A 10,739-nucleotide genomic window follows, 5' to 3' on the forward strand; every position below is an offset into this window, starting at 1 on the left:
ATCATTTTTATGAAACTAAAATCAATCATTGTAGAAGACGAACAGACCAGTAGAGAAATTCTAAAAAATTACCTCGAGAAATACTGTCCGAATGTTGAGATCTTAGGGGAAGCAGCCAATGTTGAAGAAGCCTTGGTTCTCATAAGACATCATCATTTGGATTTGGTGTTTTTAGATGTTGAAATGCCTTATGGCAATGCTTTTGATCTGTTGGATAAGGTGGGCGATATTAATTTTGAGACCGTTTTTGTAACCGCCTATAATCATTATGCGATGGACGCCCTCAATGCCCATGCATCGTATTATTTGATGAAACCCATTTCTATTGATGAATTGATAAAGGCTGTAGATTATGTGATGGAGATTAGAACCAAAGAAGATGCCTTGCAAGATCAGATTTTGGTTACGAAGGCCAAGAGTGTCGATGGAAAAATCACCATTCCAACCCAAGATGGTTTTGAGGTTCTGAACTCTGCGGACATACTCTATTGTAAAGCCGATGACAATTACACTGAAATTTACTTAAATACCGACAAGAAGAAACTTGTCAGTAAAACCTTGAAGTATTTTGAAGATGCTTTAACCGAATCTGGTTTTGCAAGAGTACATAAATCCTATTTGGTAAACGTCAACGAGATTGTAAAGTACATAAAAGGGAAGGGTGGAAGCGTTGAGTTGAGTAGCGGTAAACAAATTATGGTGTCCGCTTCCAGGAAATCAGAATTATTGTCTTATTTTAAGTAACAAATTCCTGCGAAGGCAGGAATCTCATTTTAGAAGTTCTATTTTATAAATATTTTAAATTTTTTACAGAAAAATACCATCATCAAGCAATAACATTAACCTAAAGGAAATCTCAGTTATATTTCTGAGATTCCTTTTTTCAAAGGAATTCATATGCCCATCATAAAATCAGTAAACGGAAAGCATCCACAAATAGCAGATGATTGCTATATCGCAGAAAATGCCACCATCGTAGGTGATGTCACCATCGGAACACAATGTAGCGTGTGGTTCAATGCCGTCATAAGAGGCGATGTCCATTACATTAAAATAGGTGACAAGGTCAATATCCAAGATGGTGCCGTTATACATGCCACCTATCAGAAATCGTCCACCAATATTGGCAACAATGTATCTATTGGTCATAATGCCATTGTTCACGGTTGCACTATTCACGATAATGTCTTGATAGGGATGGGAAGCATTGTGATGGACGACTGTATTGTGGAAAGCAATAGCATTATTGCCGCAGGCGCTGTGGTTACCCAAAACACCCTTGTCGAATCAGGAAGTATTTATGCCGGTGTCCCAGCAAAGAAAGTAAAGGATATTAGTGCTGAATTGATTTCTGGTGAAATCCATCGGATTGCGGAAAATTATGTTAAGTATTCGGGTTGGTTTAAGGAAGAATAAGGGACAGAGAACATAGAACATAGAACATAGAAAATAGAAAATAGACAGAGAACAGAGAATCAAGAATCAGGACGATTTATGTTAAATAAAATGTTCAGTTTTATCAACAATAAGCCAAATTTTAAAACCTCAAGTTTTGAACCTCATATTTTCCATCTAAAATATCATTTAAAATATCAATGTTTCCATTGGTGTAAAATTGATTATTACCGTGTATAGATACTGTATTTAAAAGTTGATGCTGTTCTAATACCGCCTTGGTTTGACGCGCCACGGCCTGGCCTGAATCGATTATTTTGACGTGGTTGGGCAGCATGTCCAATAGTAATGGTAGGAGGTAGGGATAGTGTGTACAGCCTAAAACCAAATAATCAATATCTGCCTCCAGCATGGGTTTAAGATAGGTTTTCAGTAAAGATTTCATTTCTTCACTGTTTGTTCTCCCTGCTTCAATAAGTGCTACAATACCTTCGCCTACTTGTTCAATTACCTTGATGCCGTTACTGTAAAGATCTGTGGTTTTATGAAATAACTCACTGCTAAGCGTTCCTTTGGTTGCCAAAATACCAATGGCCTTTGTTTGTGTACTCAAAGCAGCCGGTTTAATGGCAGGTTCGATACCTATAAAAGGAATGTTGTAGGACTCTCGTAAAGTGGTGATGGCGTTTGTGGTTGCGGTGTTACAGGCTACAACAACGAGCTTACAGTTTTTTTTAATCAGCAACTCTGTATTTTTAATACTTAAATCAATTATTTCTTGTTTAGTTTTATTGCCATAGGGGGCATTAAAACTATCTGCTAAATAAATGGTATGCTCATGTGGAAGGAGAGCCTTTATTTCTTTAAATATAGAAGTCCCACCAATACCCGAGTCAAAGATGCCAATTGGTTGCGTGCTCATAGGACAAAAATAGGAAAGCCACTTGTTAAAAGTGGCTTTCCTTGTAATTTTTTTGTTTCGATTCAAGATAGGTTTAGAAACCTAAATCTTTTTTAACGTCAGCAATAAGGTCTTTTCCTTCAGCTAAGATCACACCTGAGCCTGGAGAGGAATCCAACACATATTGAAATCCTTGAGCTTTGGCGACTTTTTTGATGGATGCCTCAGCTCTATCCGTAATTGGCTTTAACAAGTCAAATTCCTTTTTTTGAAGGTCTTGTTGGGCTGTGTTTTGGTATTCACGAATACTCTGTTGCATACCTTGTACTTCTTGAGATCTCTTGGCATTTTCTTCATCAGTCTTACTGTCAACCTCAGCTTGATACTGCTTCATTTTGTTTTGAAGCTCAGTAGCCATAGTTTGAATTTCAGTCTCATATGTTTTCTGAAGTTTTTCTAGTTCTGCTTGAGCACTTTTCATTGCTGGCATTGATTTGATGAGCTCTTGCGTGTTGATATGAGCAATTTTACTTTGGGCATTAGTGAAACTTGTTGCTCCAATAAAAAGTAGTCCTGCAAATAAAAGGGTCTTAAAATGTTTCATTTTTAAAATAGTATTACGTGTTATAATTATTAATTGTTTTTAGTTATTGTTGTTTTGAACGGTATCCTTAGATTTTTTTTTGGCTTCTCGTTCTTCTTTTGCTTTTCTACGTTCTTCTAGTATTTTATTTCTGCGTTCTTCAAGTTCTTTTTGTCGAGCTGCACGGTCAGCGGCTTGTTGTTGTTTTTTTTCCTCGGCAATTTGTGCTGCCGTTTTCTTGGTACTATCCTCAGCCGTTTTACTTTTTGTTTCAGTCTTCACCGATGTGCTGTCTTGAGGTTTATTTTTGTTGTCTCTTTCAGCTTTGGACTTTGCTCTTTCTTCCAATATTTTTTGGCGTCTTGCATCAACATCAGCTTTAATGGAGTCTCTTATCGCCTGTTGTTCTGCTCTTCGGGCTTCAACCTCCTTTATGCGTTCATTTCTTTTGTCCTCTAAAGCTTGTTCACGCGCATCCAATTCTTTATTGATTACAGGTACAACATCTTCTTCTGCTGCGGCTCTACGTTCTGATTTGGTTTGTGCCTGCGTTCGTTTTGATGATCTGGTGATGCTTCTCAGAACTAACTCACTAAGATCATAACGTTCTGCGGCATATAACATAACGACGTCAGCCGATTTGTCGAAAATAAAATCATATTCCCTGCTTCCTGCAATTTCCTGAACTGCCGCAAAAATTTGATCTTGAATGGGCTGGATCAGCTGAGTCTTTTGAATCATCAAATCGCCATTTGGACCAAAACGTTTTTGCTGGTAATCCAAAATTTCCTTTTCCTCAAAGCTGATGTCTTCAAGACGTTCTTCATATAATTCCTTGGTTAAAAGCACACGCTCATTGTTTAGCTGTGTTTTTTTTTGATCCAAGGCGGCCAATCGCTGTTCTACATCAGATTTCCATTGAAGGACTTTAGCATCCAACTGCGCTGTGGCCTCTTGGTATTCTGGAACATTTTGTAAAATATATTCAGTGTCTATATACCCAATTCTTACACCACGCTGTGCATTTGAAGTAAAGCTCAAAAGACTTAAGACGGTCACTAAAAAAAGAACTTTGTGTTTCATCTGTTTATATTTTATCATTTATTGGTCACGCTATAAATTCTAAAACGACAGATTAACTTAACGACTCTGTCTGATCAGCGTAATATTTTTCAAATTAACGAAATATATTCTAAAAAATTTTAACACTTCAACTAAATCGTCAAAGTATCAATAGAAAATACCATGCCAAACTTAAAATTGCTGTCCAATAATAAAGTGGGTTTCCCACCCGTTTTTCTCTAATTGTCCCGGTAGAGGATCAAACCCATGACCAAAGTCAATACCCAACAATCCAAATGCAGGCATGAAGATTCTTAGGCCAACACCCGCTGAACGCTTAAGGTTGAATGGGTTGTAGTCCTTGAAATTATCAAATGAGTTTCCACCTTCCACGAACCCTAGAGCGAAAATTTTTGCTTGTGCACCTAATGTAATTGGGTAACGAAGTTCCAATGAAAATTTGTTGTAAATTGTTCCACCATCCTGTGAAGACAATGATTGGTTTGGATAACCTCTCATGGCTATGGACTCTCTACCATCCAATGAATAGTTTCCTAAACCATCACCTCCAACAAAGAAACGCTCAAAAGGAATCACCCCTCTATCGTTATTGTATGCTCCCAGGAAACCGAACTCGAGACCAGATTTAATGACCAGCTTATCGATAATTTGAGTGTACCAATCGCCTTTAAATTTGATTTTATAGAACTCCAACCATTTATAACGTTCTTGATCAATTTCTCCCATACGAGCGTAGTCATCTGGGTCGGATGGGTTTAATCCTGCTCTTTCCTCTTTTAATGCAGCATAATCTACGTTGTTGAACATAGAGTATGGAGGGGACATTTTGGCGGTGACAGAGAAACTCGAGCCTCCAGTTGGATAAATTGGATCTGTATGGGTATTGTTTCTGCTAAGACCAACGGTATATGCTAAGTTATTGGAGTAACCATTACCAAAGGTGAAAAGACCTGTGTTATAGTTCTGTAAATCATAATGTTGGAAGCTTACCGCTTGGGATAAGGTGAAATAGTCATCTGGCTGCGTCAAACGTTTTGCAAGACCAACAGTGACTCCAGTGATAGTAAAGCTCTTGCTTTTGTCTGCATCTCTTGTTCTTGGGTTATACAAGAACTGCATGGTATGCGATAAAGAGGTTGAAAATTGGATTGGACGTTTCCCTCCCATCCATGGTTCAGTAAAAGAGAAGCTATAGGTCTGATAAAAACGACTCGCCTGTAATCGCAAGGCTAAACTTTGTCCGTCACCAGTGGGCACTGGCTTGTAGGCTTCGCCTTTAAAGATGTCTTTAATGGCAAAGTTATTGAAAGACAGACCTAACGTTCCAATAAAGCCACCGCCACCATAACCTCCTTGAAGTTCGATTTGGCTGGAGCCTTTTTCTACAACGGAATATTCCATATCCAAAGTCCCTTCATTAGGATTGGCATTTTTAAAATTCGGACTCAATTGCTGCGCATCAAAGAAACCTAATTGACCAAGCTCTCTCACTGTTCTTACTACGGCACTCTTACTGTAAAGCTGTCCCGGTCGGGTTCTTAACTCTCTATAGATTACGCGATCATTGGTTTTGTCATTTCCAACAACAGTGACATTGTTAAAATAAGCCGGTTTTCCTTCTGAGATACGGATCTCCATATCAATAACATTTCCATCTGCACTAACTTCAACTGGGTTGATTGTTGAGAACAAATAACCATTGTCTTGATAGCGGTTGGTGATGTCTTGCGCGTCAGGTCTTGAGTTGTCGGCAATTCTCTTTTTGAGTTCCACACCATTATAGGTGTCTCCTTCCTTAATACCCAACAATGCACCTAATTGTTGGTCAGTAAAGATGGTATTTCCAACAAAAGCAATTTTGCCAAAAGTATATTTTTCACCTTCTTCTATCTTGATTGCTATTGATAACGTACCGTCTTCATTGGTGTAAATAGAATCGGAAATCACACGGGCATCTCTGTAGCCATTTTCTTTATACTTGTCAATCACGCTTACCAAGTCTTCTTTATAATTGTCTTTCACGTATTTTGAACGCTTCAGAAAACGTAAAAAGTTTCTTTGCTTGGTGTGCTTCATAGCTTTTCTGAGCTTTTTGTCACTCAGTTTTTCATTGCCAACAAAATCAATCTCTTTGATTTTAACCTTATCGTTCTTTTCTATGTTCACCAACATATTGACCCGGCTTTTCTCAATAGAGTCCATTACAGGTGTTGTAGTTACTGTGACCTTGGTATTGTAAAAGCCTTCCTTTTTGTATTTATTGGTAAGGTAGTTTTTGGTTGTAGTAATCAAATTTTCGGTGACCTTGACACCTCGGTTTAATTTGTTGTCTTTTATTAAGGCTTCTTTTTTTCCTTTTTTGACACCTCTGATCTCCACGTCGTTGAGTTCAGGTAAATCTTGAAGATTAATCTCCAAATAGGCCAGATCACCTTCAGTCTTGGTGAGATAGATATCTATACTGCTGAAAAGATTTGATCCCCATAGTTTTTTAAGAGCTTCACTGATGCGCTCTCCAGGGATGTCGATGACTTCACCTTTTCTTAAGCCTGAATAAGTAACAATAGTTGCTTCACTAAAATTAGTGTCGCCAGTAACGGTGATTTCAGCTATGGTGTATTTTTGTCCAGAACTAAAAGGGCTTTCCTGTGCAAAAGAAGCCAAGGAAACTAAAAGAAAAAGGGCACTGAGAAAGGTATTAAAAATTGTTTTCAAAAGCATGTTGTTAGCTGAGTTGTTCACTTGTTTTTCCAAATCGTCGTTCTCTATTTTGATAGTCAATCAAAGCGGTGTATAAATCATGCTTTTTAAAATCGGGCCATAAAATACTGGTGAAATATAATTCAGCATAAGCAATTTGCCATAACAAGAAATTACTAATTCTTTGTTCTCCACTGGTCCTGATGAGCAAGTCTACATCTGGCAAATTTTGCGTGTAAAGATGCTTATTAATAATGGATTCGTCAATAGAATCGCTTGAAATTATATTATTTTTAACTTTATCAGATATTTTTTTAACCATATTTATGAGTTCCTCTCTAGAGCCATAACTCAGGGCAAGGGTCAGAATCATTCTCTTATTGTTTTTGGTTTTTTCTATGACTTCTTCTAGTTCTTCTTTTGCTTTTTTTGGCAAATCATTCAAACAGCCTATGGCGTTGAGCCTAATGTCATTGTCCTTTAAAGTTTTAATCTCTTTTTTCAAGGATTTGACCAAGAGCTTCATGAGTGTTTGCACTTCCACTTTTGGACGGTTCCAGTTTTCTGTAGAAAACGCGTAAAGCGTAAGATGTTTGATGCCGATTTCCGCACTGGCTTCAACGACTTCCCTTACAGATTTAGTGCCGTTTTCATGGCCAATGACCCGAAGGAGCCCTTGCTGTTTCGCCCAACGGCCATTGCCGTCCATAATAATGGCCAGATGGTTGGGAAGTTTGTCGGTATGTATCTGTTTTTTTAAATCCACTTAAAAATTACAATAACAAGGTTTTTGACCAAAGGTGTAAGTTAGGGTAATCCCAGAAAACACATACCAGTCGTTGCTGTTTAAATTTCCAAAACTAAATGCTGCTCTGGAAGGAGCGTTTGGAACACTTCCGTCTATTTCATCGGAGAAGGTATATCTTACCCCAATTTCAGCGCCTAGTATGACGCCATCTATCATGGTTGTTGTTTTAAATCCCACAATCATGGGAATTCCATAAGCCCAACTTTGTGAATTCTCAGTGGTTTGGACACCTCCTTGAAAGAAGTAGTTGCTATGTCTTGCGGTTGAAATTCCTGTATAGAGATAGGGGGTCATTTGAGGATCAGTGCTATGAAGATCAAAATCTAAAAACGTAAATTCCATACCTGCTGAAAATTCTAAAATTGAATTTTTAAAATTATAATTTCTTGCAATTCTTCTCGGATCATTCGAACGTCCATCAATGCCCTCCAATTCCGTAAACATTAGAGAAGCTCTGAACGAATGTCTCGGACTTCTATTCCATTTTATCAGTAAACCGAATGCCGGCTTGTTGGGTGCGATGTATGTTGTTGAACCGACATCACCAATAAAGTTGCTTCCACCAAGGAATAAACCACCTTCGTAAATTTGAGCTTGTATGTTCGAGATAAAACAAACACTAAATATTATTAAAATGATATATCTCATATAATTTTAAAAGTTTGCAAATATAATAAATAAGATTAGCCTAATGCAATTTGAATCAAATTGTATTACAGATAAACAGTATTTAAAAGCTTTTATTGTTTAGTTGCGTTTATCCTCACCCCAAAGCAGTTTTTTGCGCAGGGTATCAATAAAGCTCTCACTATGGAGTTCAATCATCTTTATTTTGAAGCTCGCTTTCTTAACAGTAACAATAGTACTATTATGCAAAGTTGCGATTCGTGAGTCTAATGAAATCAAATAAAAGTCTTCGCGCCCATCAACCTTTAATTGGATTTGGGTGTCGTCAGGAATAACCAATGGTCTTGCGCTTAAATTGTGCGGTGCGATAGGTGTTATGACAAAGCTCTTTGCCTCTGGTGAAATTACCGGGCCACCACAGCTTAGTGAATATCCTGTAGAACCTGTTGGACTGGAAACAATCAAACCATCTGCCCAATAGGAGGTTAAATACTCTCCATTTAAATGCGTGTTTACCGTAATCATGGAGGTGGTGTTTTTTCGACTTATGGCTATTTCGTTCAGTGCGAAATTGAGCTGAACAAGATCTTTGTTTTCAGGTTCGGTTTCAATACTTAACAGGCTGCGTTGTGATATTCTGTAGTTACCTTCGTAGATGCTATCAAGGGCACTCTCAATTTGATTGTTCTGTATCGTTGCCAAAAAGCCTAAACGGCCGGTATTAATTCCGATAATGGGTATGGAAAGATCACTTACATAGGTTATAGCCCTTAAAATAGTGCCATCGCCACCAATGCTAATGAGCAGGTCAAAGGAATTGTCGAGTGTTTGAAAAACTTCAAATTCCTTATAATTGTTTTTTAGGTCAAAATGCTTGTCAATAAGCCTATAAAATTGATTCTCTATAAAAACATTAGCTTTCTTCTCCGACAAATAATTCAAAAGTGTCCCTATGCATGTCTCTTTATTCTTGAAATTCTGACTATAAATAGCAATTTTCATAGATCTACATATTAAGGTATTTGTTCAAGTACTCTGAACGCTCCTTTAAATTCTCAATATAGGTGTCCTCTTCGTGGCCGGATATGATATTATAACTATATCTTCTAAAAGTTTGTATGACGTCATTAAGCCCTAAACTGCCAATTTTAAGTGTGATTTGAACCAGATCATCTTCCATTTTCGAAATGAACGCACCTAAAATTTTTGCGTCATTGGATTCTACGATCTGGCAGATTTCACTAAACGAATAATCTTGAATGCCTTTTTCAATGATTAAAGTGCCGCCATGCTCTGAAAAGAATGGGGTTTCATTAAATCTTCCAATAATGTCATTGAGCTCGTAATAGCCTAAATAGTTGTTTTGAGTATCTAATACTGGCATAATATTGCAGGAATTATGGGCGAAGGTTTCCAGAACATCCAACCAAGGCGTGTCTATCCTCACAAAAAATCCTTCTAAAGAATGACTGCATTCCAAAATAGTGTCTTTGCCGTCAAAACAATGGACATCCGTCTCGGAGATACATCCAAGGTAAACCTGATTATTTTCGATTGGAATATGAGAATACGTCAGCTCATTGAACATCAATTTAAGGTCGCTTACCTTATCATTAATGTTGAGTGGCTTAATATCATTAATAATATATTCTCTTAAGGGCATGTTCTTGGTTTTGTTCTTGCAAAATAATTAAAAATAACAACAATAAGCATGATCTACTTTGTATTTTTGTTCTTTAAAATAAAAGCTATGACAAAGTTGAGCGTAAATATCAATAAGATTGCAACCCTTAGAAATTCGAGAGGAGGGGATGTTCCAAATGTGGTTCAATTTGCGAGAGATGTTCAAAAGTTTGGCGCCCAAGGCGTCACCATCCATCCAAGACCAGATGAAAGACATATTCGTTATCAGGATGTGTATGATTTAAAGTCAGAAGTATATACTGAATTTAATATTGAAGGTAATCCGATCCGTCAATTTATGGATATGGTTTTGGAGGTGAAGCCTACTCAGGTTACTTTAGTGCCTGATGCTGAAGATGCCATTACCTCAAATGCTGGATGGGATACGATTAAACATAAAGATTTTTTGGTAGACGTCATCAAAGAATTTAAACAGAACGGGATTCGCACGTCTATTTTTGTGGATCCTGTAATGAAGCAAATCGAAGGTGCAAAAGCTACGGGAACAGATAGGATTGAATTGTATACTGAAGCTTATGCAGACGCCTACAGTCTCGGGGATAAAATGGGAATTAAACCTTATAGAGATTGCGCTATTTTAGCCAGTGCGCTGGGTCTGGGCCTAAATGCAGGGCATGACCTATCTTTAGATAATATCAAATATTTCAAGCAGAATATTCCTGATTTGTTGGAAGTTTCAATTGGACATGCCTTAATTTCTGAAAGTTTGTATTTGGGCATTGAAAATGTAATCAATATGTATTTGAGACAGTTGAAATAGTTGGCAGTCATCAGTCATCAGTCATCGGTCATCGGTCATAAATCAACAATCGTTAATCAAAAATCAAAAATCATCATGAATCTCCATTCCACTATTTTAGGCCAAGGCCAATCCTTTATTTTTCTCCATGGATTTTTGGGCATGAGCGACAATTGGAAGACATTAGGCACGCAATTCA

Annotated in this window: 11 protein-coding genes and 1 pseudogene; 4 read left to right on the forward strand and 8 right to left on the reverse strand. The window is 37.5% G+C overall.

The genetic code is table 11. The features are described from left to right. The first annotated feature begins 9 nt into the window (after window positions 1-9). Both MWU32_RS02470 and MWU32_RS02475 read left to right on the forward strand, forming a co-directional pair. On the forward strand, window positions 10-744 hold the full coding sequence (locus MWU32_RS02470; protein ID WP_246937478.1) for a LytR/AlgR family response regulator transcription factor: 735 nt from the start codon (window positions 10-12) through the stop codon (window positions 742-744). Between the two features lie 153 nt (window positions 745-897). After that, window positions 898-1,416 carry a gamma carbonic anhydrase family protein gene (locus MWU32_RS02475; RefSeq protein WP_246937480.1) on the forward strand — a complete coding sequence of 173 codons (519 nt, stop codon included), beginning with the start codon at window positions 898-900 and terminating at the stop codon, window positions 1,414-1,416. 121 nt (window positions 1,417-1,537) lie between these two features. On the opposite strand, the gene murI is transcribed toward MWU32_RS02475, so the two are convergent. The 8 genes from murI to MWU32_RS02515 all read right to left on the reverse strand — a co-directional run bounded on the left by murI (window position 1,538) and on the right by MWU32_RS02515 (window position 9,760). Beyond that, complete coding sequence (gene murI, locus MWU32_RS02480; protein WP_246937482.1) at window positions 1,538-2,317, reverse strand: glutamate racemase; 780 nt, start codon at window positions 2,315-2,317, stop codon at window positions 1,538-1,540. A gap of 73 nt (window positions 2,318-2,390) precedes the next feature. After that, a complete protein-coding gene (locus MWU32_RS02485) occupies window positions 2,391-2,900 on the reverse strand; it encodes an OmpH family outer membrane protein (protein WP_163517725.1) in 510 nt (169 codons plus the stop codon). Window positions 2,901-2,939: 39 nt separating this feature from the next. Beyond that, on the reverse strand, window positions 2,940-3,962 hold the full coding sequence (locus MWU32_RS02490; RefSeq protein ID WP_246937484.1) for an OmpH family outer membrane protein: 1,023 nt from the start codon (window positions 3,960-3,962) through the stop codon (window positions 2,940-2,942). Between the two features lie 171 nt (window positions 3,963-4,133). Further along, complete coding sequence (locus MWU32_RS02495) at window positions 4,134-6,683, reverse strand: outer membrane protein assembly factor (protein ID WP_246937497.1); 2,550 nt, start codon at window positions 6,681-6,683, stop codon at window positions 4,134-4,136. Between the two features lie 4 nt (window positions 6,684-6,687). Then, window positions 6,688-7,371 (reverse strand): isoprenyl transferase, encoded by a 684-nt coding sequence (locus MWU32_RS02500; protein ID WP_262914700.1) that lies wholly within the window; start codon window positions 7,369-7,371, stop codon window positions 6,688-6,690. A 57-nt stretch (window positions 7,372-7,428) separates the two neighbouring features. Beyond that, a complete protein-coding gene (locus MWU32_RS02505; protein ID WP_246937488.1) occupies window positions 7,429-8,118 on the reverse strand; it encodes a DUF6089 family protein in 690 nt (229 codons plus the stop codon). Window positions 8,119-8,217: 99 nt separating this feature from the next. Continuing rightward, the gene (locus MWU32_RS02510; protein WP_246937490.1) at window positions 8,218-9,099 is read right to left on the reverse strand and encodes an NAD kinase; all 882 of its coding nucleotides are present in this window, start codon (window positions 9,097-9,099) and stop codon (window positions 8,218-8,220) included. A gap of 4 nt (window positions 9,100-9,103) precedes the next feature. Then, the gene (locus tag MWU32_RS02515; protein ID WP_246937492.1) at window positions 9,104-9,760 is read right to left on the reverse strand and encodes a CBS domain-containing protein; all 657 of its coding nucleotides are present in this window, start codon (window positions 9,758-9,760) and stop codon (window positions 9,104-9,106) included. A gap of 87 nt (window positions 9,761-9,847) precedes the next feature. On the opposite strand from MWU32_RS02515, the gene MWU32_RS02520 reads away from it, so the two are divergent. After that, window positions 9,848-10,561 (forward strand): pyridoxine 5'-phosphate synthase, encoded by a 714-nt coding sequence (locus MWU32_RS02520; protein WP_246937499.1) that lies wholly within the window; start codon window positions 9,848-9,850, stop codon window positions 10,559-10,561. 75 nt (window positions 10,562-10,636) lie between these two features. Next, window positions 10,637-10,739: pseudogene (locus tag MWU32_RS02525) on the forward strand (alpha/beta hydrolase); the annotation flags it as partial.

It is taken from the genome of Gelidibacter sp. F63206 (assembly GCF_023015735.1).

Coding starts and splice junctions, on each gene's coding strand:
- MWU32_RS02520 (WP_246937499.1), top strand. CDS start 9,848: ATGACAAAGTTGAGCGTAAATATCAATAAGATTGCAACCCTTAGAAAT.
- MWU32_RS02500 (WP_262914700.1), bottom strand. CDS start 7,371: ATGGACGGCAATGGCCGTTGGGCGAAACAGCAAGGGCTCCTTCGGGTC.
- MWU32_RS02515 (WP_246937492.1), bottom strand. CDS start 9,760: ATGCCCTTAAGAGAATATATTATTAATGATATTAAGCCACTCAACATT.
- MWU32_RS02495 (WP_246937497.1), bottom strand. CDS start 6,683: ATGCTTTTGAAAACAATTTTTAATACCTTTCTCAGTGCCCTTTTTCTT.
- MWU32_RS02510 (WP_246937490.1), bottom strand. CDS start 9,099: ATGAAAATTGCTATTTATAGTCAGAATTTCAAGAATAAAGAGACATGC.
- MWU32_RS02485 (WP_163517725.1), bottom strand. CDS start 2,900: ATGAAACATTTTAAGACCCTTTTATTTGCAGGACTACTTTTTATTGGA.
- MWU32_RS02490 (WP_246937484.1), bottom strand. CDS start 3,962: ATGAAACACAAAGTTCTTTTTTTAGTGACCGTCTTAAGTCTTTTGAGC.
- MWU32_RS02475 (WP_246937480.1), top strand. CDS start 898: ATGCCCATCATAAAATCAGTAAACGGAAAGCATCCACAAATAGCAGAT.
- MWU32_RS02470 (WP_246937478.1), top strand. CDS start 10: ATGAAACTAAAATCAATCATTGTAGAAGACGAACAGACCAGTAGAGAA.
- murI (WP_246937482.1), bottom strand. CDS start 2,317: ATGAGCACGCAACCAATTGGCATCTTTGACTCGGGTATTGGTGGGACT.
- MWU32_RS02505 (WP_246937488.1), bottom strand. CDS start 8,118: ATGAGATATATCATTTTAATAATATTTAGTGTTTGTTTTATCTCGAAC.